Annotated in this window: 20 protein-coding genes; 13 read left to right on the forward strand and 7 right to left on the reverse strand. The window is 73.2% G+C overall.

The window, feature by feature from the left end; all coding sequences use genetic code 11:
• The first annotated feature begins 427 nt into the window (after positions 1-427).
• The 5 genes from ACQYWQ_RS26090 to ACQYWQ_RS26110 all read left to right on the forward strand — a co-directional run bounded on the left by ACQYWQ_RS26090 (position 428) and on the right by ACQYWQ_RS26110 (position 5,461).
• Positions 428-865, forward strand: coding sequence for a DUF6278 family protein (locus tag ACQYWQ_RS26090; RefSeq protein WP_431037969.1), 438 nt, complete (start codon positions 428-430; stop codon positions 863-865).
• A 929-nt stretch (positions 866-1,794) separates the two neighbouring features.
• Positions 1,795-2,538, forward strand: a complete 744-nt coding sequence (locus tag ACQYWQ_RS26095) for an amino acid ABC transporter ATP-binding protein (RefSeq protein WP_431037971.1) — start codon at positions 1,795-1,797, stop codon at positions 2,536-2,538.
• 19 nt (positions 2,539-2,557) lie between these two features.
• On the forward strand, positions 2,558-3,703 hold the full coding sequence (locus tag ACQYWQ_RS26100) for a glutamate ABC transporter substrate-binding protein (RefSeq protein ID WP_431037972.1): 1,146 nt from the start codon (positions 2,558-2,560) through the stop codon (positions 3,701-3,703).
• A 193-nt stretch (positions 3,704-3,896) separates the two neighbouring features.
• Entirely contained in the window at positions 3,897-4,541 is a 645-nt protein-coding gene (locus tag ACQYWQ_RS26105; protein WP_431037974.1) for an amino acid ABC transporter permease, read from the forward strand.
• 77 nt (positions 4,542-4,618) lie between these two features.
• A complete protein-coding gene (locus ACQYWQ_RS26110; RefSeq protein ID WP_431039348.1) occupies positions 4,619-5,461 on the forward strand; it encodes an amino acid ABC transporter permease in 843 nt (280 codons plus the stop codon).
• A gap of 741 nt (positions 5,462-6,202) precedes the next feature.
• Here the strand turns inward: ACQYWQ_RS26110 and ACQYWQ_RS26115 are convergent.
• The 3 genes from ACQYWQ_RS26115 to ACQYWQ_RS26125 form a co-directional block, all read right to left on the reverse strand.
• Positions 6,203-7,768: an alpha/beta fold hydrolase gene (locus ACQYWQ_RS26115; RefSeq protein ID WP_431037975.1), complete on the reverse strand. Its 1,566-nt coding sequence runs from the start codon at positions 7,766-7,768 to the stop codon at positions 6,203-6,205.
• A 349-nt stretch (positions 7,769-8,117) separates the two neighbouring features.
• Positions 8,118-10,667: an ATP-dependent Clp protease ATP-binding subunit gene (locus tag ACQYWQ_RS26120; protein WP_431037977.1), complete on the reverse strand. Its 2,550-nt coding sequence runs from the start codon at positions 10,665-10,667 to the stop codon at positions 8,118-8,120.
• A 343-nt stretch (positions 10,668-11,010) separates the two neighbouring features.
• On the reverse strand, positions 11,011-11,817 hold the full coding sequence (locus ACQYWQ_RS26125) for a hypothetical protein (protein ID WP_431037979.1): 807 nt from the start codon (positions 11,815-11,817) through the stop codon (positions 11,011-11,013).
• A gap of 181 nt (positions 11,818-11,998) precedes the next feature.
• Between ACQYWQ_RS26125 and ggt the strand changes: the two genes are divergently transcribed.
• Positions 11,999-13,828 carry a gamma-glutamyltransferase gene (ggt, locus tag ACQYWQ_RS26130; protein WP_431037981.1) on the forward strand — a complete coding sequence of 610 codons (1,830 nt, stop codon included), beginning with the start codon at positions 11,999-12,001 and terminating at the stop codon, positions 13,826-13,828.
• Between the two features lie 78 nt (positions 13,829-13,906).
• On the opposite strand, the gene ACQYWQ_RS26135 is transcribed toward ggt, so the two are convergent.
• Positions 13,907-14,860, reverse strand: a complete 954-nt coding sequence (locus tag ACQYWQ_RS26135) for an SDR family NAD(P)-dependent oxidoreductase (protein WP_431037982.1) — start codon at positions 14,858-14,860, stop codon at positions 13,907-13,909.
• A gap of 214 nt (positions 14,861-15,074) precedes the next feature.
• Between ACQYWQ_RS26135 and ACQYWQ_RS26140 the strand changes: the two genes are divergently transcribed.
• Positions 15,075-15,662: a TetR/AcrR family transcriptional regulator gene (locus tag ACQYWQ_RS26140; protein WP_431037984.1), complete on the forward strand. Its 588-nt coding sequence runs from the start codon at positions 15,075-15,077 to the stop codon at positions 15,660-15,662.
• Positions 15,663-15,765: 103 nt separating this feature from the next.
• Here the strand turns inward: ACQYWQ_RS26140 and map are convergent, their stop codons facing one another.
• The gene (map, locus tag ACQYWQ_RS26145) at positions 15,766-16,533 is read right to left on the reverse strand and encodes a type I methionyl aminopeptidase (RefSeq protein ID WP_431037986.1); all 768 of its coding nucleotides are present in this window, start codon (positions 16,531-16,533) and stop codon (positions 15,766-15,768) included.
• A 108-nt stretch (positions 16,534-16,641) separates the two neighbouring features.
• Here map and ACQYWQ_RS26150 point away from each other — a divergent pair, with 108 nt between their 5' ends.
• Complete coding sequence (locus tag ACQYWQ_RS26150; protein WP_431037987.1) at positions 16,642-16,905, forward strand: helix-turn-helix domain-containing protein; 264 nt, start codon at positions 16,642-16,644, stop codon at positions 16,903-16,905.
• 73 nt (positions 16,906-16,978) lie between these two features.
• Here the strand turns inward: ACQYWQ_RS26150 and ACQYWQ_RS26155 are convergent, their stop codons facing one another.
• Together ACQYWQ_RS26155 and ACQYWQ_RS26160 are read right to left on the reverse strand one after the other, a co-directional pair.
• Positions 16,979-17,803 (reverse strand): hypothetical protein, encoded by an 825-nt coding sequence (locus tag ACQYWQ_RS26155; RefSeq protein ID WP_431037989.1) that lies wholly within the window; start codon positions 17,801-17,803, stop codon positions 16,979-16,981.
• A 6-nt stretch (positions 17,804-17,809) separates the two neighbouring features.
• Positions 17,810-17,998 (reverse strand): hypothetical protein, encoded by a 189-nt coding sequence (locus tag ACQYWQ_RS26160; protein WP_431037990.1) that lies wholly within the window; start codon positions 17,996-17,998, stop codon positions 17,810-17,812.
• A gap of 394 nt (positions 17,999-18,392) precedes the next feature.
• On the opposite strand from ACQYWQ_RS26160, the gene ACQYWQ_RS26165 reads away from it, so the two are divergent.
• The 5 genes from ACQYWQ_RS26165 to ACQYWQ_RS26185 all read left to right on the forward strand — a co-directional run bounded on the left by ACQYWQ_RS26165 (position 18,393) and on the right by ACQYWQ_RS26185 (position 25,156).
• Positions 18,393-19,895: a hypothetical protein gene (locus tag ACQYWQ_RS26165; protein WP_431037992.1), complete on the forward strand. Its 1,503-nt coding sequence runs from the start codon at positions 18,393-18,395 to the stop codon at positions 19,893-19,895.
• 439 nt (positions 19,896-20,334) lie between these two features.
• Positions 20,335-21,180 (forward strand): nitrilase-related carbon-nitrogen hydrolase, encoded by an 846-nt coding sequence (locus tag ACQYWQ_RS26170; RefSeq protein WP_431037994.1) that lies wholly within the window; start codon positions 20,335-20,337, stop codon positions 21,178-21,180.
• Entirely contained in the window at positions 21,177-22,463 is a 1,287-nt protein-coding gene (locus tag ACQYWQ_RS26175; protein WP_431037995.1) for an aspartate aminotransferase family protein, read from the forward strand. The genes ACQYWQ_RS26170 and ACQYWQ_RS26175 overlap by 4 nt, the downstream gene beginning before the upstream one ends.
• Positions 22,464-22,579: 116 nt before the next feature.
• A complete protein-coding gene (gene hydA, locus ACQYWQ_RS26180) occupies positions 22,580-23,986 on the forward strand; it encodes a dihydropyrimidinase (RefSeq protein ID WP_431037997.1) in 1,407 nt (468 codons plus the stop codon).
• Positions 23,987-24,154: 168 nt separating this feature from the next.
• On the forward strand, positions 24,155-25,156 hold the full coding sequence (locus ACQYWQ_RS26185) for a TIGR03842 family LLM class F420-dependent oxidoreductase (RefSeq protein WP_431037998.1): 1,002 nt from the start codon (positions 24,155-24,157) through the stop codon (positions 25,154-25,156).

The following is a 25,156-nucleotide window of genomic DNA, read 5'->3' on the forward strand; positions in this document are numbered from 1 at the left end:
AGCAGGGAGGGGCGGGGAGGGGAGCGGGAGTTGGACGAGGTGGTGGGGAGGGGGCGAGGCGGGAACGTGGAGGTCGTGTGGCGAACGGGGTGATCGGGTCTGCCCTTTGCCGATCGCTTGAGAACGCTTGGGGGAGCCCGTCTGCGCGCCCTGTGGTGTGGGGAGGTGGCCCGGTGTCAGGCTGGGCGGTATGAAAATTCCCTTCTTCGGCGGACGCCCGGAGCGGCGCGGTGCGGCGGACGACAGCGGTCATGGTGCGGAAGACACGGTGAACGATGCGGGTGAGGCGGCCCGTGGGGGTGGGGGGACGGAGAGCGGTGCGGCGGGGAGCCCGGGTGGTGGCCAGGGGAGCGGCGGTGAGGCGGCGGGGGCGACGCGTGCGACCGCCACGGTGACCCGGGGGGAGGACGGCGGGGGTGCGACGGTGGTGACGGAGACCGAGGAGGCGGGAGTACCGGCCGGGGTGGGCGGGCCGCCGCGTCCTGTCGGTGAACTCCTGGAGCAGGACCCGCGCGCGGCCGTGGAGCTTTTCGCGGAGTGCGAGTTGCTGCGCGCGGAGGCCGCCGAGGCGGGGGTCGTGCTCGACGACTCCCCACAGTCCCTGGAGGCACTCGACCAGTTGCTGCCCCGCTGGCGCTCGGACCCCGAACTCCTCAACCACCTGGGCAACGACGCCGGTTTCTACCTCGGCACCGTCGTCGCGCGCACCGTGCCAGGAGCGGCATGGCGACTCGGCGGCGACGGGACCCCTGTCGTTCTGCTGCCCTCGGGCCGCGAACTGGCGGTCGTGGAGGACGGACTGGCGTGGGCGGAGTCGGGGGCGCCAGAGCTGTCACAGGTGTATGGGGAGGTTTCGGAGGGGTGACGGGGGAGGGATGAAGGGGGATGCGAGGGGGAGGGGGGAGGAGGGAGGGAGGAGGGGCTCGGTGGGATGTGGCTCGGGTCGGGTTGTGGAACGGGGCGGATCGCACCCGGACGAGGGCGGCGCCCGCTGGCTTGCGGTGCGCTGCGCGGCCTGGGGCGGCGTGGCCTGGGGCGTGCGTGCGTGCCCGGGGGAGTCGTTGGCGGAGCACGGTCTGTGGCGGAGTGCTCCGGCATGGGGGAGCAGTCAGCGGACGGCGACCCGCGGCGGAGCGCATGTGTCCGGGGGCTCGCTGGCCCGTGGCCCGTTGCGTGCGGCGCGCGCGTCGCGCCCTGCACGCCGCACGCCGCACGCCGCACGCCGCACGCCGCACGCCGCACGCCGCACGCCGGTTGCCGCCACGCCGCACGCTGCTTGCCGTACATCGCACCCGCTTGCCGTGCGCCGCACGCCGCATCCGCTTGCCGTGCGCCGCACACCGCATGCAGCACACCGCTTGCGTTGCGCCGTACACCGCTTGCCGCTACGCCGCGCACACCGCACCCCGCACCCGCTTGCCGTGCGCCGCACACCGCCCGAGGGCAGCCCCCACCCTCCCTGGGGGCGGCCCCAACACCAGTCTTTCGCACTCCCCCACCCCCCGAGCCCCGTCCCGCCGCATCTGTGGACAACTCCGCGAAATTCTTCAGCGGCTCACTCGTTGTGGTGAGCCGCTTTTCGCGTCTGCTTTCCGACCCGCCCTCGAAGGGGTGAAGTCCCCGGCGTCTTAAGGCCCCTGGAGCCCTTTCGTCGTCTCGATCCTGGGTAGATATCCACAGTCTCGGCCGCAAATACGGTTAATGCCCCGATGTGCGTGTCGCCCGCCAAGCCCCGTATCCAGGTGGGTAGTTTGCGCGGACCGATACCGCTACGGATGGGCTGGTCTCTTGCCGATGGCCGTCGAGCCACTGATCGAACTGCGTGACGTCAACAAGTACTACGGGCAGTTGCACGTACTTCAGGACGTCTCGCTCACCGTGCATCGCGGGGAAGTGGTGGTCGTGATCGGGCCCTCGGGGTCCGGCAAGTCCACGCTCTGCCGCACGGTCAACCGCCTTGAGACCGTCCAGTCCGGCTCCATCCTGCTCGACGGGGAACCACTGCCCGACGAAGGGCGTGGCCTCGCCCGGCTGCGGACCGAGGTCGGCATGGTCTTCCAGTCCTTCAACCTCTTCGCGCACAAGACAGTGCTCCAGAACGTCTCGCTCGCGCAGATCAAGGTTCGCCGCCGTAAGCGCGAGGACGCCGACCGGCGTTCGCGCGAACTCCTCGACCGTGTCGGGCTCGCCCCGCAGGCCGACAAGTACCCCGCCCAGCTCTCCGGTGGCCAGCAGCAGCGCGTCGCGATCGCGCGGGCCCTCGCGATGGACCCGAAAGCGCTGCTCTTCGACGAGCCGACCTCCGCGCTCGACCCCGAGATGATCAACGAGGTCCTCGACGTCATGAAACAACTCGCCGACTCCGGTATGACGATGGTCGTCGTCACGCACGAGATGGGTTTCGCCCGCTCCGCGGCGGACCGTGTCGTCTTCATGGACGGCGGCCGCATCGTCGAGGACCGCACGCCCGAGGAATTCTTCACCGCCCCGGAGAGTGAGCGCGCCAAGGACTTCCTCTCCAAGATCCTCAAGCACTGAGCGGAGAGGAGCCCCCGTCGTGACCAATACCCCGCCCCCCGGCCCCGAGGCCGCCGCCGGGCAGCCTGTCGCCTCCGCCGGGCCGCCTGCCGCCCCCGCCGGGCCGCCTGCCGCCCCCGCCGGGCCGCCTGTCGCCTCCGCCACGCTCCTCCCGCGCACCACCCCTCGCACCTCGCCCCCGCACGCCGCCCCTCGCGCCCCGCACCCGCACACCACCCGCCGCCCCCCGCGCCCCCATCCCCGCACCACCCGCCGCCCCGCCACGCGTCGCCCGGTCGCCCTCCTCCTCGCCCTCCTCTGCCTCCTCGCCGCCGCCTGCGGCAAGGAGGGCAGCCCGCCGGCGAAGGGTCCCAGCGCCGCCGAACTGCCGCGGTACCGCGTGGCTTCCGGCTTCCGGCTGCCGGACTCGCCGACATGGCGCAAGGCCAAGGCGCGCGGCCGGCTCGTCGTCGGGGCCAAGGAGGACCAGCCGTACCTGGGCGAGAAGGACCCCGCGAGCGGCAAGTACACCGGCTTCGACATCGAGATCGCCAAGATGGTCGCGGCGGGGCTCGGCTTCCCCGCGAACCGGATCAGCTTCCGCACCATCGCCTCGGCGAACCGCGAGACCTCACTCCAGAACGGCCAGATCGACTACTACGTCGGTACGTACACCATCAACGACAACCGCAAGAAGCTCGTCGGCTTCGCCGGGCCCTACTACATGGCCGGTCAGGGCCTGCTCGTGCGCAAGGACGAGGACGGCATCAAGGGGCCGGCCGACCTCGACGGCAAACGCGTTTGCTCCGCCGCCGGATCGACCCCGTACCAGCGCATCCAGCACGACTACCCCAAGGCCGAACTCGTCTCCTACGACACCTACTCGATCTGCGTCGACAACCTCCTCACCTATCAGGTCGACGCCGTCACGACCGACGACTCGATCCTGCTCGGCTACGCGGCGAAGGTGCCGGAGGAGCTGAAGGTGGTCGGCAAGTCCTTCTCGAAGGAGCCGTACGGGATCGGCGTGCCGCGCAAGGACAACGCCCTGCGCCTCGCGATCGACGGCATCCTCGCCGCCCGCGAGCGCGACGGCACCTGGAAGAAGGCGTACCAGGCGACACTCGGGCTCTCCGGCGTCCCCGCCCCGAAGCCACCACCGATCGACCGCTACCCGGCCTCCTGAACCGCGCGGCGCACCCGCACGCGGCGCGCACCCCGGCCGTAAGCACCACGGGCCGCGGAACCACCACGGGCCGCGGAGAGCACCACGGGCCCCGCGGGCCGCCCGGACAGCGCCGCGGCCGCGCGGAGAGCACCGAGGACCGAGCAGAAAACACCGGCAGAAAGCACCACGCAGAAAGCGCCACGGACCGCACATGGACGTACTGACGCAGAACTTCTCGGAATACGGAAAGGGTTTCCTCGGCACGCTCGAACTCACCGTCTACGCCTCGCTGCTCGCCCTCGCCCTCGGCTTCGTCATGGCCTCCTTCCGGGTGGCCCCGGTCGGCAGTCTGCGGGTCTTCGGCACCGCGTGGGTCACCGTGCTGCGCAACACGCCGCTCACCCTGCTCTTCTTCGCCGTGCTGCTCGGGCTGCCTCGCTTCGGGCTCGTGCTGCCCTTCCAGCTCTTCGCCGTGCTCGCGCTCGGCTGCTACACCTCGGCTTTTATCTGCGAGGCGCTCCGCTCGGGCATCAACACCGTTCCCAAGGGGCAGGGTGAGGCGGCGCGTTCGCTCGGCATGAGCTTCGGGCAGACCCTTACGACGGTGATCCTCCCGCAGGCGTTCCGCTCCGTGATCCCGCCCGTGGGCTCGCAGTTGATCGCCCTCGCGAAGAACTCGGCGATCGCGGGCGCCTTCAGCGTCACCGAACTCCTCGGCACGTACAAGACGCTCAATGAGCTGGGCTTCAACATCGTGTGGGTCTTCGTCTGGATCGCCGTCGGCTACCTCATCCTGACCCTCGCCATCAGTGCTCTGTTCAACTACCTCGAACACCGTTGGGGGGTGCCGCGGTGAAGTCCGTCTTCTCGTCGCGCGGGGCGCGCGGGGCCCGTGGCGCGCGGGGCACGCGCGGGGCCAGCGCCCTCTACGACATCCCCGGGCCCAGGACCCGTCGCAGGCACGCCCTCTACGGCGTGGCCGCCACCGCGGTGATCCTCGCCCTCATCGGCTGGCTCCTCTTTCTGCTCTTCGACACCGACCAGTTCACGGCGGCCAAATGGACTCCTTTCGAGTACGTCGGCATTCAGGAGCTTCTGCTGCGCGGGCTCGGCAACACGCTGAAAGCCTTCGCGATCTCGGCGGTGCTCGCCCTCGCGCTCGGCACCCTGCTCGCGGTGGGACGCCTGTCAGAGCACCGCCTCGTCCGCTGGCCTGCGACGGCGCTCGTCGAGTTCTTCCGGGCGATGCCGGTCCTCGTGATGATCTTCTTCGTCTTCATCGCGCTGAAGGTCCAGCCCCTGCCCGCCCTCGTCACCGGGCTCACGCTGTACAACGGCTCGGTGCTCGCCGAGGTGTTCCGCTCCGGGATCGCCTCCGTCGACCGCGGCCAGCGGGAGGCGGCGTACGCGCTCGGCATGCGCAAGACGCAGGTCATGACGTACATCCTGATCCCGCAGGCGGTCCGTGCGATGCTGCCGTCGATCATCAGCCAGCTGGTCGTGGCGCTCAAGGACACCTCGCTCGGATACCTGATCACCTATGAGGAGTTCCTCCATGCCGGGAAACTGATCGCGTCCAACCTCGACTACGACCTGCCCTTCATCCCCGTGGTCATGGTCATCTCGCCCGTCTACATCGGGATGTGCATGCTCCTGTCCTGGCTGGCGAATTGGCTCGCGCGGCGGGAGCGCCGCGATCCCAAGGCGAAGGCCGCGGCGACACCGGAGCCGGGTCCAGGCGCCCCGCTCCAGGACACGGCGGCCCCCGCCCCCTGAGGTCCACCGGCGGTACGAGCCCGCCCGGCGCAGGCCGAGGATCACTCCTCACCGACGGACCGGCCCCCAGGGGCCGCCGCCCGCGAGGAGAAGGTCAGCCGCGCCGGACGGGCTCCGTCCGCCGCCCCTCCACCCGGTCAACGCGCCGCCAAGCAGGCGCTGTGCACTGGGCAAGCACGGCTCTGGCGCTGGCACACCCCGTGGTACCGCCGCCGAGGGCCCGGCATCCGGCCGAGGCCGCGGCGCCGCGACAGGGGGAACGGGGGTCCCGGTGCGGCGGAAAGACGGTTCCGGACGTGCCGCGGAGAAGCGGAGGGACGGCTCCGGGCGCGGAGAACCCGCGGCACACGACGATGCCGCTCGCCGTCGGCGAGGTCGACGGCTCCGGGCGCGCCGGGAGTGCGCAGCGTGCGCCGGACGCGGGGGCGGACGCGGACGCGGGGCGGACGCGGACGCGGGGCGGACGCGGGCGTTTCCTCGCGGACTCGGCCCGCGCGGCCCTTCTGCTGACTTTGGTCATCGCGTCGGCTGCGCTGCTGTTCCCGAACTTCTCCACGGACGGAGACACGACCGTCCGTTTTCGTCTGCGTGCTGACGCCGGCGCGCCCCGCTCACGAGGGGCCGGGGCACGGGTCACGAGGAGCCGGGGCGCGGGCGCGCGGGCGGACGGTGGCCGACCGGCCGAGGGACCCCACTCCATCCGGCTCCCGGCCCGCCTCCGCCGCTCCCCGGCCCGCGCCCTCACTCCTCCCGCAGCGGCACCGACACGTACGAGGGGTCGTTCGCCGGGGACGAGAAGGTCAGTTCGGCGCCCAGCGGGTTGTGCTCGATGTACAGGGGGTCGACCGTGTCGACGACGAGGGCGAGTTTGTGGCCCGCGGGAACGTCGTAGGCCGTCGAGTAGAGGTCCAGGTCCACGGGGAAGGACTGACCCGGCGTGCGGTCGTGGAAGGTGTACGGGGCGTGGGTGACGAGCTTGCCGACGCCGAGCGGGCCCACGTCGTAGAGGTACGCGACGAAGGTGCCGTCGGCCTTGGTCGGGGTCACCGTCGTGTGCAGGCGCGTCGTCCCGCGTACGTGCCGCTCACTCCCGTACGCGGACGACTGCCACACGCCGGTCCAGGCGCGCGGAAGCAGCGGCACCGAGACGGTCGGGGGCAGTTTGATGAGCTGGTCGAGCGCGTTGGACAGGAGGGTGACGCCCCCGTTGGCGCCCGAGTCGAGGTTCGTGACGATGCGCTGACTGCCGCCCAGGTCGAGCTTGGTCGTGGCCTTGCCGACGTCCTGCCAGCTCGCGTAGTCCTCGTAACCACCGCCGGAGCGCGAGGAGATGTGCACGGGTGCCTCGTTCTGCACGCCGTTGTCCTCGCCCTTGAGGTAGTGGTCGAGCCAGCGGCGGGTGTCGGTCCACGTGTCATTGGGCAGGCCGAGCAGGCCCGTCGCCTCGGACGTCGCGTGGTCGCCCGGGCGGAACTCCAGGCGCTTGGGGCCCGCGAGCTTCGAGAAGAAGTCCGCGTACTGGTTGGGCGGGAAGAACGAGTCGCCCCACGCGTTGCCGAGGAAGACGGCGGGCTTGTTGCGGTTGATGCCGTCGAGGTACGTCGCGGGGGAGCGGACCTTGCCCCACGCGATCATCTCGTCCTCCTTGGCCAGGTTCGAGCCCAGGAAGTCCTTCAGGATCTGCTGGAACTCGGCGCTCGGACGTCCGGTGAGGAAGCCGAGACCACCGAGGAGCGCGCCCGCCATCGCGTGCTGGGTGCGGCCGCTGTAGATCGAGTCGATCAGGTCGCCCCAGCCGCTCAGCGCGGCGACCGCCTTGATGCGGGAGTCGTGCCCGGCGGCGAGCAGGCTGATCCCCGCCCCGTACGAGACGCCCGCCATGCCGATGTGCCCGGCGTCGGCGGGGGTGTTGGCGAGCGCCCAGTCGATGACGGCCGAGGCGTCGGCGACGTCCTTCGGGCCGCCGACCTCGATCTCGCCGCCGGACTGGAGGAAGCCGCGCGAGTTGTACGTGACGACGACGTACCCCGTTTCGGCGAGTTTCTGCGCCTGCGCGAGGTATTCGACCTGCGGCATCGACCAGCTGGTCGGCAGGACGACGAGGGGGTACGTGCGGCTGGTGTCGGCCGGGGCGACGACGTTGCCCTTGAGGACGGTGCCGCCGGCGCCAGGGATGTCGGCGAAACGGACGGTCGCCGCGGCGGCCGCGGCGGCGGGGGCCGCGACGGCTCCGGCGGCGGCGGGCCCGGTGAGGAGGAGTGCCGCGGCGAGGACGGCGAGCGTGGGGGAGGAGCGGGGAGCGCGCATGGGTCACCTCTCGGGAAGGGTGAGCGACGCGGTGAGGACCGCTAAGTGACCCGACGGTAACCGGAGCGACTTACCGGAGGTAACCGGTCGGTATGTTACGCGCGGGTAACGATTGCGTGCGGGCACCCGCCCTCGTACACGAAAAGCTCGCGCGTCCCCGTCCCCGTCCCCGTCCCCGTCCCCCCGTTCCGGTCCCCGTCCGCGCCGAGGCACCCCACCCCCCGTACACGCCGAGGCATTCCCGCCCCCGTGCACCCCACCCCCGTATACGCCGGGCGCCCTCACCCCCCGTACACGCCCAGGCGCCCCCGGCCCGTACGGACCGAGGGCGCCGCGCGGTGCGTGCCGCTCAGGCCGCCGCCTTCGCCTCCCCCGGAGCCGCGCCGCCGCCCGCGTCCCCCTTCCGTACCGAGGTCTGGAGCGACTCGTCCCCCACGTCCACGACCACCGTGTCCCCCGGGTCCGCCTCGCCGCCGAGGAGCAGGTCCGCGATGCGGTTGTCCAGCTCGGCCTGGAGCGTGCGGCGCAGCGGCCGCGCGCCGAACTCCGGCTGCGTGCCGTGCGCGACGAGCAGCTTCTTCGCCGCCGGGGTGATCTCCAGGCCCAGGCCCTGGGCGCGCACCCGCCGCTCGCTGCGGTCCAGGAGCAGGTCGAGGATCGAGGTCAGCTCGGTGTCGCCGAGGCTGTGGAAGACGATGACCTCGTCGACGCGGTTGAGGAACTCCGGCAGGAAGCGCTCCCGCAGATCCGCCATCAGCTCGCCCTTGATGCCGCTGACGTCGCCGTGGTGGTCGAGGATGCGCTGCGCCCCGATGTTCGACGTCATGATGACGACGGTGTGCCGGAAGTCCACCGTGCGGCCCTGCGCGTCGGTGAGCCGCCCGTCGTCGAGGACCTGGAGCAGTGTGTTGAAGACGTCCGGGTGCGCCTTCTCGACCTCGTCGAAGAGCAGCACGCTGTACGGGCTGCGCCGCACCTTCTCGGTGAGCTGCCCCGCCTCCTCGTGCCCGACGTAGCCGGGCGGGGCGCCGACGAGGCGCGAGACGGTGTGCTTCTCCTGGAACTCGCTCATGTCGAAGCGCACCATGCGGTTCTCGTCCCCGAAGAGCAGTTCCGCGAGGGCCTTCGCCAGCTCCGTCTTGCCCACCCCGGTCGGGCCGAGGAAGAGGAAGGAGCCCACGGGCCGGTCGGGGTCGCCCATCCCCGCCCGGTTGCGCCGCACCGCCTGCGCGACGGCAGTGACCGCCTCGTCCTGCCCCACGACACGCGAGTGCAGCGCCTCCTCCAGCTTCATGAGCTTCTGCTTCTCGTCCTCCGTGAGCTGCGCGACCGGGATGCCGGTACGCCGCGAGAGGACCTCCGCGATGTCGTCGACCGTCACCTCGCGCACGCCCTCACGCCGCTCGGCGATCCCGTCCAGCTCCGCGCGAGCCGTCTCGATCTCGCGCTTGAGCCCGTCCGCCTTCTCGAAGTCCTCCGCGGCGACCGCCTGGTCCTTCTCGCGGCCGAGCTTCGCGAGCCTGTCCTCCAGCTCCGTCGCCTCCGTGGAGCCGCCGAGCGAACGCAGCCGCACCCGCGCACCCGCCGTGTCGATGAGGTCGATCGCCTTGTCCGGCAGGAAGCGGTCGGTGACGTAGCGGTCCGACAGCTCGGCGGCCCCGGCGAGCGCCTCGTCGGTGAAACGCACCTGGTGGTGCGCCTCGTACGTGTCGCGCAGCCCCTCAAGGATCTGCACCGTCTCCTCGACGCTCGGCTCGGAGACCATGACGGGCTGGAAACGGCGTTCGAGGGCCGCGTCCTTCTCGATGTTCTTGCGGTACTCGTCGATCGTCGTCGCGCCGACCACGTGCAGCTCGCCGCGCGCGAGCGCGGGTTTGAGGATGTTGCCCGCGTCCATCGCACCCTCGCCGCCCGCGCCCGCGCCGACGACGGTGTGCAGTTCGTCGATGAAGAGGATCGTCGAGTCCCGCGCCGCGCGGACCTCGTCGATGACCTTCTTCAGGCGCTCCTCGAACTCGCCCCGGTACTTCGAGCCCGCGACGAGTCCCGGCAGGTCGAGCGCGACGACGCGCCGGTCCTTGAGCGTCTTCGGTACGTCGCCGCTCACGACGCGCTGCGCGATCCCCTCGACGATCGCTGTCTTGCCCACGCCCGGCTCGCCGATGAGCACCGGGTTGTTCTTCGAGCGCCGCGAGAGGACCTCGACGGTCTGCTCGATCTCCTCCGCGCGTCCCACCACCGGGTCGAGGCGGCCCGCCCTCGCCTCCTCGGTGAGGTCGCGCCCGTACTCGTCGAGCGTCGGCGTGGCGCTGTCCTCGCGCCCTGCGCCGCCCTGCCGCCCCGTGCCCGCCCCGGCGCCCTGCTCCCCGGCGCGCCCGGTCTCCGCGCGCATCCGCTCCGCGTCGGCGCCGCTGTCGCCGAGTACCCGTTCGACGGCCGGGGACGAGCCGTCGACCAGGCTCGCGAGAATGTGCTCCGGGCCGATGTACGAGACCCCCGCCGCCTGCGAGCGCGCGTGCGCGCCGATCAGCACGCGCTTCGCCGCCGGGGTGAGCCCCGGTTCGGCCGAGGGGACCGCGCTCTCGCCCGGCAGCACCCGCGCGAGCCGCTCGGCGAGCGCATCGGGATCGGCCCCGGCGCGCGCGAGGAGTGCGCGGGTCGGCTCCACCTGGGTCGCCGCCCACAGCAGGTGCTCCGTGTCCAGGTCGGCGCTGCCGTCCTGCTCCGCCCGCCGCGAGGCCCGCGCCAGCAGCTCACGCGCCGAATCGCTCAGCAGCCGCCCGATCGGCACCCGCTGCACGGCGGGCGGCGAGGAGCCCGGGGACATGCCGAAGAAGCGGTTGAGCAGATCGGAGAAGGGGTCCTGGCCGCCGAGGGGCCCGAAGGACGACAGTGACATGGCGCTCCCTGTGGACCTGCGCGCACGCACCCCTGCGCGACTGCCGCATGCGGTGTACGTGCTTCATGCGGACGTCCGGATACGGGCGTGCGGACAAATGGGAATACATCGACTTCACCACCCAAACACTGTCGTACGGAGGGTGCAAGCGGGGCTGCGTCGGGTCCGGGCGGGGCCCGTTTCGGCCGCGCCCGGTGCCCGGTCCCGGTGTCTCCGCCTCCCGGGCCTGCGGTGCGGCGGCTTCCCGTCGCGTCCTGCCGACGGCCCTGCTCGCCGAAGGCGCGATGCGTGGCGGGCCCAGTCGCCGCGACGGAACCGCAAGGTGTCCTCGCGGATGGTGTGTTCAACCCCCGTCGGACTCGGACTCGGACTCGGTCTCGGACTCGGCCGAGGCCGCGGCCCCGGTCCCGGCCTCGCTCCTCGGCTCCGGTACGGGCTCCGCCCGGGTCAGGGCCGCGTGCGTCACGTCGCCCACCAGCTCGACCACGTCGGGGCCGTACGCCGCCGAGTTGACGACGCGCAGCAGCAGGACGAAGGAGTCGCGGCGGTAGCGGCGGCGCAGGCGCTCCTGATGGTTCACGAGGTAGCGCGCGGCCGCCTGGTTGTTCACCGAGCGCTGCCCGCACAGCAGGAACACCGGGCGCGACAGCTCCTCGCGGCCCGTCGTCAGCCGCGCGAGCAGTACGTACTCGGACCGGCCGTGGTCGAGCGCGTACCGCTCGTCGCCGATGACGAAGGCGTTGCGCTCGGGGCGGGGGTCGGTCTCCACCCGTATCCCGGGCAGCAGCGCGGCCAGGTGGGCGGCCGTCCGCCGGTTCGAGTACGGGCCGCCCACGCAGAACTCGGCCAGCTCGCCGAAGCCGCGCCTGGCCTCGTCGTGGGCGAGGACCTGGGCCCGCGCCCCGCACTCCTTGATCAGCGCGGCGAGTTCGAGCAGCGCGTAGGTGTCGTAGCGGGCGACGGCCAGATCCGCGCCGCCCGCGTCCTTGTTCACCACGAGCAGCGCCTCGCTGTGCGCGGGCAGCCCGAAGAACTCCCGCGTACGGCCCAGACGCCGGCGCCCGACGAAGGCGCGCGCCGACCACGCCAGCGCGGCGCTGAGGCCCGAGGCGAGGAGGCCGAGCAGGAGGTCACGTACGTCGTCCGTCATGGCGCGCGATCGTACCGGCTCGCGCCCGCAACCCGCGTGCGTGGAAGGAGGGTTGAGGCGCGAGCGGAGGACGGCCGCGCGCTCGCCCTCGTGGGGCGGCCAGGGGGCGGCGTGGCGTTCTGGTGGTGTCGTGGGTGTCAAGTTACGCTGCGCGGACGGCTGTTGACTGGAGGAAGACCGGATGTCACATTCCGCGGCGCGGCGCGTCGGGCGTCGCCGCACCCTCTCGTACCTGTCCCTGACCGCCGTTGTCGCCGGGGCGCTCAGCATCGGCGCGGCGCCACCGCAGCACGGTGCGCCGAAGCCTCCCACGAAGACCCCGGTCGCCACGGGCTGGGGCGGAGCCGTGGCGAGCGTCGACGCGGACGCGAGCGCCGCCGGGATCGAAGTGCTGCGCAAGGGAGGCAACGCCGTCGACGCTGCCGTCGCGACCGCCGCCGCGCTCGGCGTCACCGAGCCCTACTCCTCCGGCCTCGGCGGAGGCGGCTACTTCGTCTACTACGACGCGCGGACCCACCGCGTCCACACCCTCGACGGCCGCGAGACCGCGCCCCGCGCCGCCGACAAGAACCTCTTCGTCGAGAACGGCGAACCGCTCGACTTCGCCGACGCGGTCACGAGCGGCCTGAGCGTCGGCACTCCCGGTACACCGGCGACGTGGGACGAGGCGCTGCGCTCCTGGGGCCGCAAGTCCACCCGCGACGTCCTCGCGCCCGCCACCCGCCTCGCCCGCGAGGGCTTCACCGTCGACGAGACCTTCCGCCAGCAGACCGCCGACAACGCCGACCGCTTCCGCGACTTCCCCGCGAGCGCGAAGCTCTTCCTGCCCGGCGGCGAGCCCCCCGCGGTCGGTACCACCCTCAAGAACCCGGACCTGGCCCGCACCTACGACGAACTCTCCCGCAAGGGACTCCGTTCGCTGTACGGCGGCGCCCTCGCCCGGGACATCGTGCGCACCGCGACGCACCCGCCGCTCGCCCCCGGCTCGACGCGCGAGGCGCGGCCGGGCAAGCTCGCGCTCGCCGACCTGCGCGCCTACGACGCCAAGCACCAGGCGCCGACCCGCACCGCCTACCGGGGGCTGGACGTCTACTCGATCGCGCCCTCCTCATCGGGCGGCACGACCGTGGGCGAGGCGCTGAACATCCTGGAGAACGACAGGCTCGGCAAGCTCTCGCAGACCCAGTACCTGCACCACTTCATCGAGGCGAGCCGTATCGCCTTCGCCGACCGGGGCCGCTGGGTCGCCGACCCGAGCCGCGAGAAGGTGCCGACGAAGGAACTCCTCTCGCAGCGCTTCGCCGACTCGCGCGCGTGCCTCATCCAGGACGACGCCGTCCTGAAGAGCCCGCTCGCCCCCGCCGACCCGCGCCACCCCGGCAAGGGCTGCGCGCCCGCGGGCAAGGGGGTCGACACGACGTACGAGGGCGAGAACACGACACACCTGACGACCGCCGACCGCTGGGGCAACGTCGTCTCGTACACCCTCACCATCGAGCAGACCGGCGGCAGCGCGATCACCGTGCCCGGCCGCGGCTTCCTGCTCAACAACGAGCTGACGGACTTCTCCTTCGCCCAGGCGGACCCGGCCGTGCCCGACCCGAACCTGCCGGGCCCCGGCAAGCGGCCGCGCTCCTCCATCTCCCCGACGATCGTCCTCGACCGGCACGGTGAGCCCGTCGTCGCGCTGGGCTCACCGGGGGGCGCGACGATCATCACGACCGTGCTCCAGTCCCTCACCGGCTACCTCGACCGCGGCCTCCCGCTCGTCGACGCCATCGCCGCGCCGCGCGCGAGCCAGCGCAACGCCGCGGCGACCGAACTGGAGCCCGCGCTGTACGACAGCGCGGTGCGCGGAAAGCTGGAGGCGATCGGGCACACGTTCGCACAGGTCCCCGAGATCGGCGCGGCGACCGGGATCGAGCGGTTGAAGGACGGCCGCTGGCGTGCCGCGGCCGAGCCCGTACGGCGCGGGGGCGGCAGCGCGATGGTGGTCTCGCCGACGCGGTAGACGCGCGTGCGGCGACGGGCGGCCGGGGTCCCGCGAGGGGCGCACCGGCCGCCCGCTTCCGGGCGCCGGGCCGCCCGCTCAGGCGCCGGTACCCGTCAGGCGGGCCGACAGCTCCCAGAGGCGGCGGGCGTGCGCGCGGTCCAGGGCGTACGCGGCGACTCCGCGCCGCACGCCCTCCTCGTGCGGCCCGGCCTCCTGGCAGTCCTCGAAGTAGCGGCCCGTGACGCCCTCGACCAGCGGTGAGCCCGCGAGGAGCGCGGAGGTCGCGGCCCCCTGTTCCGTGTTCTTCACGGACACGCCCGTCGCGCCCGCCGGGTCGAAGGAGGCGGGCGGGGTCTGGAGGTGGCGGCCCAGCGAGGTCTCCGCGATGCGGCCCGGGTTGAGCGCGTTGACCGCGATGCCGTCCCCGGCCCAACGGCTCGCCGCTTCCACGGCGAAGAGGATGTTCGCCGTCTTCGACTGCGCGTAGGCGAGCCAGGGATCGTACGGCTCCCGGGTGAAGTCGGGGTCGTCGAAGCGCACCGGCCCGTTGATGTGACCGACCGAACTCACCGATACGACACGGGCGTTCCCGGCCGCCGCGAGCGCCGCGCGCAGGCCCGTCGCGAGGGCGAAGTGGCCGAGGTGATTCGTCGCGAACTGGAGCTCGCGACCCGCGGCGGTACGGGCCTCCGGGGTCGCCATGACGCCCGCGTTGTTCACGAGGACGTGCAGGGGACCCGACCAGCCGGAGACGAAGGCGGCGACCGAGGTGGGATCGGCGAGATCGAGGGCCGCCGCGCGCACGGCGGGATTCCCGGTGGCCGCCGCGATCTCGCGCGCCGCCTCCTCGGCGCCCCCGAGGCGACGGGCCGCCAGGACGACCTCGGCCCCGGCGGCGGCCAGGGCGCGCGCCGTCTCGCGGCCGAGCCCGCCGCCGCCCCCGGTGACCACCGCGCGCCGTCCGTCGAGCCGGACCCCGGCGAGGACGTCGGCGGCGGTGCTGGTGGCACCGAAGGGGGTGGTGACGCGAGCGGAAGCGGGAGAGGACATGGGGGACTCCTTCTGCGGGGCGCCGCCCGGCCCCCGGGAACGGGGCGGGGAGGGGAGGGCGGCGCGGCCCGGGCGTACGATAAGCGGAGCAGGGTCCGCTTGTGGTGTCCCCACCGTAAGCGGAGCCGGGTCCGCTTTGCAAGGTGCGCGAGAATCGGCGCGGGACGCGAGGGTCGCCCGGGTCGCACGCGTGCCGGGATCGCGAGGAGGAGTCATGGGGAGTTCACTGCGCGCCGACGCGCAGGCCAATCACGACCGTCTGCTGGAGGCGGCGGCGCGCGCGTTCGCGCGCGAGGGTGCGGACGCCTCGCTCAAGGCCATCGCGAGCGAGGCGGGCGTCGGGATCGGCACCCTCTACCGGCGGTTCCCGGCCCGCGAGGACCTGGTCGAGGCCACGTACCGCGCCGAGACGGCCCGTCTCGCCGCCGCCGCGGACGCTCTCCTCGCCGCGCGGCCCCCGGTGGAGGCCCTGACCGCCTGGATGGAGGACTTCGTCGAGTACATGCGCACCAAGCGGGGCATGGCCGAGGCGCTGCCCGCGATCCTCGCCACGCGGGAGGGCCTGCGCCTGCGCAGCCGCGAGCTGCTGGGCGAGGCGGTCGCCACGCTGCTGCGCCACGGCGCCGCCGCCGGGGTGCTGCGCTCCGACGTCACGGCGCGCGACGTGCTCATGGCGCTCGGTGGCGTCACCATGATCAGCGGCTACGAGGACGATCCCGCTCTCGCCTCCCGCCTCGTCGGCCTCCTGGTCGACGGACTCGTGACCGTGCGCGGGGCGGGCGGCGAGGCGGGCGGCGCGTAGCCCGGGCGGGGGCGTCGTGCGGACGGGGCGTCGTGCGTGACGGGTGGCAGGCGGGCGGTGTGGATGCCGGGCGGGCCCGGGGTTGCGCGTCCCGCCCGGGGGGCTAGAGCGCCGTCAGGATCTGTGGGCCCTCCTCCGTCACCGCCACCGTGTGCTCGACGTGGGCGGCGCGGGAGCCGTCGTTCGTGCGGAGGGTCCAGCCGTCGGGGTCCGGGTGGTAGCCGTCGGTGCCGCCGGCGATGACCATCGGCTCGATGGCGATGACGAGCCCGGGGCGGAGCACCATGCCGCGCCCTGGTCGTCCCTCGTTGGGCACGCCGGGGTCCTCGTGCATCGCGCGGCCCACGCCGTGCCCGCCGAAGTCCTCGGGGATGCCGTACCCCTCCGCCCGGCACACCGTGCTCACCGCGTACCCGATGTCGCCGATCCGCGCGCCCGCCTTCGCCGCCTCGATCCCGGCCGCGAGCGCGCGCTCGGCGGTCGCGATGAGCCTGACGTCCTCGGGGCGCGGCGTGCCGACCGTGAAACTGATCGCCGAGTCCCCGGCCCAGCCACCGAGCAGCGCACCGAAGTCCGCGCTCACGAGGTCGCCGTCGCGCAGCGGCACGTCGCCGGGGATGCCGTGCACGATCGCGTCGTTGACGGAGATGATGAGCGTCGCGGGGAACGGGACCGGGGCGAAGTGCGGGTGGTAGTCGAGGAAGGGCGAGTCCGCGCCCGCCTCGCGCAGTACCTCGCGTGCCACCTCGTCCAGCTCCCGCGGCCGCACGCCGGGCGCCGCGGCCTCCCGCACGGCGTGCAGGCCACGCGCCACCACCCGCCCGGCCTCGCGCATCTCAAGAATCTCGGCTGCTGTCTTCCTTCGCACCATGCCAATTACTATACCGCAATTCTTATACCGGTCGCGCACGCCCCGTCACGGTTCCGGCTCCGTCCTGATCGCGCCCTCCGCGCGGTGCGGGCCCCGTAGAATCGCCGTATGGTCCGTACTCCGCTCACCCCCGAGGAACGCGCCCGCGGCGAACGGCTCGGGGCGCTCCTCCGGGACGCGCGCGGCGGGCGCAGCATGGCCGAGGTCGCCATCGAGGCGGGGATCTCCGCCGAGACCCTGCGCAAGATCGAGACGGGGCGGGCGCCCACGCCCGCCTTCTTCACGGTGGCCGCGCTGGCCCGGGCGCTTGAGCTGTCGCTCGACGCCATCGAAGAGGCGTGTGGCCCCGCGGCGCTGAGCGCCGCGAGCTGAGACGCCCCGGCGCGGGGCATTTCCCGGGCCCCGTCCCGCGCCTCCACTCCCCGTCCCGCGGGCGCCGGAGAGGCTACGGGCGTGTCGCCCAGTGCCTGAGCGAGGCCACGAGCGCGCGCCCGAACGCCGAACGCGTCTCCTCGTCGAGCAGCCCCAGCGACAGGTACGGGTTGTGGTCCTCTAGCTCGACGAGCAGCAGTTCCCCTTCCCGCGTGCGGCACGCGTCCACGCGCTGGATGCCGTACGGCAGGGCGTTCCAGTCGACGAAGCGGCGCGCGAAGGCGAGGTCCGCGGCGCTCGGGCGGTAGGGGGCCAGCTCCCAGCGGCGCGCGGGGTCCGGTGCGTACAGGGCGTACTGGAAGTCGCCGTCCACGAAGACGAAGGAGACCTCGTACCGGAACGGGACGTACGGCTGGACGAGCGTGCCCGCTTCGGGGGTACGGGCGGCGAGCGCGGCCGCGTCGAGGCGCACGAGGCCCACCGAGTCCGCGCCGTCGACGGGCTTCACGATGTACGCGTCCGAAGCGGGCAGCTCGCCGGGGGCGGTGTCGCCCGCGTACGTCGGGATGACGGGCAGTCCCGCGCGCGTCAGCTCGATGAGATAGCCCTTGCCCGCCATGTCGGCGCGGCCCGTGAGCGGGTTGTACACGGGCACCTCGCGCCGCAGCGCCTCGGCGCGGAACTCCGCGTAGGCGGCGCGGTAGTGGAGGACGGGGCCGCTGTTGCGGACGAGAACGGCGTCGAAGCCGTCGACGAGGCGGGCGGCGTCGCGCGGGTCGCACAGGGCGAGCGGGAAGTGCGCACGCAGGCGGGCCGACAGCTCCAGATCCTCGTCCGCGTAACGGCGGCCCGCCGCCTGGTAGGCGAGGTCGGTCACGTACAGCAGGCGCGGCGTCATGAGGCGTCAGTCCTCGTACCGCGCACCGGCCGGGGTGTCCTCGGAGGAGCCGCCGCCGTGCGAGCGGCTCATCTCGATGCGCAGTGGCACCGCGACGCAGGCGACCGCCGTCGCGAGGAGCAGGCCGAGCACGAGGAGCCAGTCGAGCCCGGGTACCGAGAGGCCGATCCAGTGCGTCGCGTCGTGCTGTGTCATCCTGGGCGACTCCTCCGTCGTGCGGGCCCGGGGCTCTTGTGCCCGCGCCTGGCGGCGCCATGCCCCGCCACCTGCTGGGTCCACCATGCTCCGGAACGGCTGGTAACCGGAAACCGGGACGGGGGACTCGCCCCGGTACGCCACGAAGATCACGTCCCCGTCCGCCGGGCCGGGCGCTCCGGTGGCCGGGGCGGCCGGTGAAGGCTTGGAGGTGCGTGAAGCGCGCGCTGCCCGGAGCCGGGTTCCCCCCCCCGGCGATCTCCGCGATGCCGAACGCGCCTCGTCCTCCCCGCCCGTCACTCCGTCGCTCCCCGAAAAGCCCGTGTAGCCGCCGCGTAACACGGCGGGTGTTTCCTTCCGCACCAAAGGAAGCCGCAGTGGGAGCGGGGCACGCGTGGTGGGACAACTTCCCTTCCGGATCGACCAGTTCGAGAACAGCGAGGTACGGGACCCGGTCGCGGACTTCGCGCGCGCGTTCGGCGGGCTGCTCGCGGGGCTCGATCCGGGTGCCGGCTGGTGCGAGGTGTTCTGGGCGCGCGACCCCCGGGGGATGCGGGCCTGCGTCGACGGTACGGAGACGCCGCCGTGGGACGTCGTCGAAGCGCTCGTCGACGACCACGTGGCGCGCGCGGCGCCCGGTACGGACCCGCGCCAGGTCGCCGCCGGGCTGCGCGGCGCCTACCTGGCGGCCCTCGCCGCGCGCGATGCCCGCCCCGGCGCGGGCGCCGAACTCGCCAGGCGGCTCCCCCGGATGGTGCGCGAACGCGAGCGCGCCGCCGCGCGCGTCACGGAACTCGAACGCGGACTCGCCGCAGCCGAGGGCACCGCGGCGGCCCACCTGCACGGGCACCTCGCGTGGGCGCGGGACGACCTGCGGCGCGCCGAGGCCCGGTGCGGGGAACTCGCGGAGCGGCTGGGACGGCTGGAGACACCGGACGAGTACGGGCGCGAGGCCGAGCCGTACGGGGCGCGGCGCGAGTCCGGCTCCTCGGCACGGGCACCGCGCGGAGCCGCCGCCTCGTTCGGGCCACGGCGTGAACCGGCCGCCTCCTACGGCTCTCCGCGCGAGCCCGGCCCGTACGGGACACGCGAGCCCGCCGGTCCCGCGGGCATCCCCGTACCCGAGCCGGCGCCGGACCTCCCCGCGACGGACGCCGAGCCCGCAAAACCCGTCAGGTCCCCTCGACGACGCAGGCGTTCGGCTCGGTTCGCCGGGGTCGACGACGCGCTCGTCGGGCCGGGCAGTGTGCTGCCGCCCAGCGGGGCGCCGCTCGCGGCGGGACCTGCGGCGAGGGAGGCGCCCACGGGGGCGCGGTTCGCGGGGGGCGCGGCCGCCGAGGAGCGTGAGGCGGCGGCGCCCGATGCCGAGGGGCTGCGACGCGCCGGGGAACTCCTCGGGCTGCTGGACCGCTTGCGCGCGGAGGAACGCGAGGGCGAGGCGCACATGCTCCTCGTGGACGCCGCGCACTGGCCGCCCGCCCACGTCCTCGCCCTCGGCTCCCGGCTCGCCGCCGACGGGCTCGCCGCCGACTGGAGCACCGTGCTCTGGGAGGCCGCCGCGCTCCCGCTGCCGCGCCTGACCGCCCTCGCGACGGCGCTGGAGACGGCGGGGTACCACGCCGATGCCGCACGCATCCTGCGGCAGGGCGTCGTACGGCCGCTCCGCGAGGTCGCCGCGGCTCTCGCCGATCCCGCCGTCACGGCGGTGCCGGGCGCGCTCGACCGCCTCGCCGACTCCTGCGTGACCGCCCGCAGCGCCGAGGACCTCGCCCGTATCGCTGCCTCGGCGCCCGGGACCCTCACGGCCCCCCTCCTCGCCGCGGCGGCCCGCACATCGGACCTCCGCCACGAGGCGCTCACCCACGCGCTGAGAGTGGCAGGGGTGGCGGGGCCCTGAGGGGGCGGAGCGGGTACGGGCCACGGGCCGCCCGCCCCCTGTCCTCACCGGCGGCCCGTCACCTGCGCCGCCCCCTCCGCCGTCCTCAGCGCCGCCGCCTCACGCCGCGCCGCCCCACCGCCGCCTCACGCCGCGCCGCCCCACCGCCGCGCCACGGCGCGCCGCGCCGCCCCACCGCCGCGCCGCCCCGCCCCACCGCCGCGCCGCGCCGCCCCGCCCCACCGCCGCGCCGCCCCGCGCCGCCCCGCCCCGCACTCGCCTCCGTGCCCCTCGCTCGCTCCCGTCCCCGCCCTCCCGCTCACCCGCTGGGGTGGCATCCACCGTGTCCGGCGACCCGGCGGTCTTGCCCGGTTACCGCACTGGGCTTACGTTCGTGCCTCTACGGCCCGGGGTCCCGGGCGGTAGCGGCTCTCTGACGTCTGTCGAAGGAGCACTGCTCATGGCTGCCTCCGTCGTCCGCGCCGCACTCGTCCAGGCCACCTGGACCGGCGACACCGAATCCATGATCGCCAAGCACGAGGAACACGCCCGCGAGGCCGCCCGGCAGGGCGCCGGGATCATCGGCTTCCAGGAAGTCTTCAACGCCCCCTACTTCTGCCAGGTGCAGGAGGAGGAGCACTACCGCTGGGCCGAGGCCGTGCCCGACGGGCCGACCGTGAGCCGGATGCGGGACCTCGCCCGCGAGACCGGGATGGTGATCGTGGTGCCGGTCTTCGAGCGCGAGGCGGAGGGCTTCTACTACAACACCGCCGCCGTCATCGACGCCGACGGCAGCTACCTCGGCAAGTACCGCAAGCACCACATCCCGCAGCTCAAGGGCTTCTGGGAGAAGTTCTACTTCCGCCCGGGCAACGCGGGCTGGCCCGTCTTCGACACCGCGGTGGGCCGCGTCGGCGTCTACATCTGCTACGACCGGCACTTCCCCGAGGGCTGGCGCCAACTCGGCCTGAACGGCGCCCAGATCGTCTACAACCCGTCCGCCACCTCGCGCGGCCTCTCCAGCTACCTGTGGCAGCTCGAACAGCCCGCGGCGGCCGTCGCCAACGAGTACTTCGTCGCCGCGATCAACCGCGTCGGGCAGGAGGAGTACGGCGACAACGACTTCTACGGCACGAGCTACTTCGTCGACCCGCGCGGGCAGTTCGTCGGCGAGACGGCGAGCGACAAGGAGGAGGAACTCGTCGTGCGCGACCTCGACCTCGGCCTCATCGACGAGGTGCGCCACCAGTGGGCCTTCTACCGCGACCGCCGCCCCGACGCCTACGAGGGGCTGACCCGTCCGTGAGCGAACTCCTCGCGCGACACCGCGCCGTACTGCCCGACTGGCTCGCCCTCTACTACGAGGAGCCCCTCGAACTCACCCACGGCGAAGGCCGTCACGTGTGGGACGCCGAGGGCCGCCGCTACCTCGACTTCTTCGGCGGCATCCTCACCACGATGACCGCGCACGCGCTCCCCGAGGTGACGAAGGCGGTCGGCGAGCAGGCCGCCAGGCTCGTCCACTCCTCCACGCTCTACCTCAACCGCCCGATGATCGACCTCGCCGAGCGGATCGCGGGCCTCTCCGGCATCCCCGACGCGCGCGTCTTCTTCACCACCTCGGGCACCGAGGCCAACGACACCGCGCTGCTCCTCGCGACCGCGTACCGCCGCTCCAACCAGATCATCGCGATGCGCAACAGCTACCACGGCCGCTCCTTCTCAGCGGTCGGCGTCACGGGCAACAGCGGCTGGTCCCCGACGAGTTACTCGCCCCTGCACACCCTGTGGGCGCACGGGGCCGTGCGCGGGCGCGGCCCGTACGCGCACCTGGACGACCGGGAGTTCATCGCGGGCAGCGTCGCCGACCTGCGCGACCTGCTCGGCCAGGCGCGCGGGCAGGTCGCCGCGCTCATCGCCGAACCGGTGCAGGGCGTCGGCGGGTTCACCTCGCCGCCGGACGGACTGTACGCCGCGTTCCGCGAAGTCCTCGCCGAGCGCGGCATCCTCTGGATCGCCGACGAGGTGCAGACCGGGTGGGGACGTACGGGCGACCACTTCTGGGGCTGGCAGGCCCACGACCGGGCCGGGCCACCCGACCTGCTCACCTTCGCCAAAGGCATCGGCAACGGCATGTCCATCGGCGGCGTCGTCGCGCGCGCCGGCATCATGAACGTGATCGACACCAACTCGCTCTCCACGTTCGGCGGTTCACCCATCACGATGGCCGCGGGGCTCGCCAACCTCACGTACCTCCTGGAACACGACCTGCAGGGCAACGCGCGCCGTGTCGGCGGCCTGCTGCGCGAACGGGTACGGGCGGGGACGGCCGGCATGGCCCACGTACGGGAGGTGCGCGGCCGCGGACTCATGCTCGGGGTCGAACTCGTCGAGCCCGGCACGGACCGTGCCGACCCGGCGCGCGCGAGCGCCGTCCTGGAGGCCGCCCGTGCGGCCGGGCTGCTCCTCGGCAAGGGCGGGGGCCACGACACGAGCGTGCTGCGCGTCGCGCCGCCGCTGAGCCTGACGGTCGCGGAGGCCGAGGAGGGCGGCGACCTGCTGCTCTCGGCGCTGCGCGCCGCGGCCTGAACCGCCCCCCGGGCCGCCCTGAACGTCCCCGAATCGCCCCCGGACCGCCCCTGAACGTCAACGACCGCCCCCGAATCGCCCCCGAACCGTCCTGAACCGGAAGGAGAAGGAGCCCCATGAGCAAGCGCACCCTGATCCGCGGCGGACTCGTCGTCACCGCGGCGGAGGAGTCCCACGCCGACGTGCTCGTCGAGGACGGGCGGGTCGCCGCGCTCGCCTCGACAGGATCGGCCGCCGCCGAGGCGTGGACGGCGGAACGGGTCATCGACGCGAGCGGCATGTACGTGATCCCCGGTGGCGTCGACGGGCACACGCACATGGAGATGCCCTTCGGCGGCACCTACGCGTCCGACACCTTCGAGACCGGCACCCGTGCCGCCGCCTGGGGCGGCACCACGACGATCGTCGACTTCGTCGTGCAGAGCGTCGGGCGGGGCCTGCGCGAGGGCCTCGACGCCTGGCACGCGAAGGCCGAGGGCAACTGCGCGATCGACTACGGCTTCCACATGATCCTCGCCGACGTCAATGAGGACACCCTCAAGGAGATGGACCTCCTCGTCGGCGAAGGCGTCACGAGTTTCAAGCTCTTCATGGCCTACCCGGGGGTCTTCTACTCCGACGACGGCCGCATCCTGCGCGCGATGCAGCGGGCGGGCGAGAACGGCGGCCTCACGATGGTGCACGCCGAGAACGGCATCGCGATCGACGTCCTCGTCGAACAGGCGCTCGCCGCGGGCCGTACGGACCCGCGCCACCACGGCGAGGTCCGCAAGACCCTCCTGGAGGCGGAGGCCACGCACCGCGCGATCCAGCTGGCGCGCGTCGCGGGCGACGTACCGCTCTACATCGTGCACGTCTCCGCCGAGGAGGCCCTCGCCGAGATCGCCGCCGCGCGCGACACGGGCCTGCCCGTGTACGGCGAGACCTGCCCGCAGTACCTCTTCCTGTCCACCGACAACCTCGCCGAACCGGACTTCGAGGGCGCCAAGTACGTGTGCTCGACGCCGCTGCGCCCCGAGGAGCACCAGGCGGCGCTGTGGCGCGGACTGCGCGCCGACGACCTCCAGGTCGTCTCGACCGACCACTGCCCCTTCTGTTTCAGCGGGCAGAAGGAACTGGGCCGGGGCGACTTCTCGAAGATCCCCAACGGGATGCCCGGCGTCGAGCACCGCATGGACCTCCTCCACCAGGCCGTCGTGGACGGCCACCTCAGCCGCCGCCGCTGGATCGACCTCGCCTGCGCCGCCCCCGCCCGCATGTTCGGCCTGTACCCGAGGAAGGGCACGATCGCCCCCGGCGCGGACGCCGACATCGTGATCTACGACCCGCACGCCGAGCAGGTCCTCTCGGCAGGCACGCACCACATGAACGTCGACTACTCGGCCTACGAGGGCAAGCGTGTCACGGGCCGCGTCCGCACCGTCCTCTCGCGCGGCGTCCCCGTCCTGGAGGACCGCGAGTACGTGGGCCGCGCGGGGCACGGGGTGTACGTGCCGAGGGGACTGAGCGCCTACGGGAGCTGACCCGGCGCGCGGCGCGGCGGCAGGGGGCGGGACCCGTACGGGCACGGAGCCTTCGGAGCCCGATTGGCCCCCTTCGCGCGGTATCGTCCGACACCATCGTGCGCACCCTCGTCCGCGGTCCGGCCGTAGGACGCCACCTCAGGAGCCCCGACCACAGGAGCAGTTGTCTTGGACTTCGGACTCGTTCTCCAGACCGACCCACCGGCCTCCACCGTCGTCGACCTCATGCGCCGCGCCGAGCGGCAGGGCTTCACGCACGGCTGGACCTTCGACTCCGCCGTCCTGTGGCAGGAGCCCTTCGTCATCCACAGCCAGATCCTGGAGCACACCGAACGGCTCGTCGTCGGCCCGATGGTGACCAACCCGGGCACCCGCACGTGGGAGGTCACCGCCTCGGCCTTCGCGACGCTCAACGACATGTTCGGCAACCGCACCGTGTGCGGCATCGGGCGCGGTGACTCCGCGATGCGCGTCGCGGGGCGCCCGCCGAACACCCTCGCGCGCCTCGGCGAGGCGATCGACACGATCCGCGACCTCGCCGAGGGCCGCACGGCGCGGCTCGGCGACACGGAGGTGCGCCTGCCGTGGGTGCGGGACGGGCGGCTCCCGGTCTGGGCCGCCGCGTACGGGCCGAAGGCGCTCGCCCTCGCCGGTGCCCGCGCCGACGGCTTCATCCTCCAGCTCGCCGACCCCTACCTCACGGCCGCGATGGTCGAGCAGGTCCGTACCGCCGCGTCGGACGCGGGCCGCGACCCCGGCGCCGTCACGATCTGCGTCGCCGCGCCCGCCTACGTGGGCGAGGACCTCGCCCACGCGCGCGAGCAGTGCCGCTGGTTCGGCGGCATGGTCGGCAACCACGTCGCCGACCTCGTCGCCCGCTACGGCAGCGAATCCGCCTCCGTGCCCTCCGAGCTGACCGCGTACATCGCGGGTCGCGAGGGCTACGACTACCGCCACCACGGCCGCGTGGGCAACAGCTCGACCGACTTCGTGCCCGACGAGATCGTGGACCGCTTCTGCGTCCTCGGGCCGGTCGAAGCCCACATCGAGAAGCTGCGCGAACTGCGCGCCATCGGCGTCGACCAGTTCGCCGTCTACGCGATGCACGACGCGCGCGAACAGCTCATCGACGTGTACGGAAAGGACGTCATCCCGGTCCTCAACTCCTAG

It is taken from the genome of Streptomyces sp. P6-2-1, assembly GCF_050613165.1.
In the GTDB taxonomy this organism is placed as follows: Bacteria; Actinomycetota; Actinomycetes; order Streptomycetales; family Streptomycetaceae; genus Streptomyces.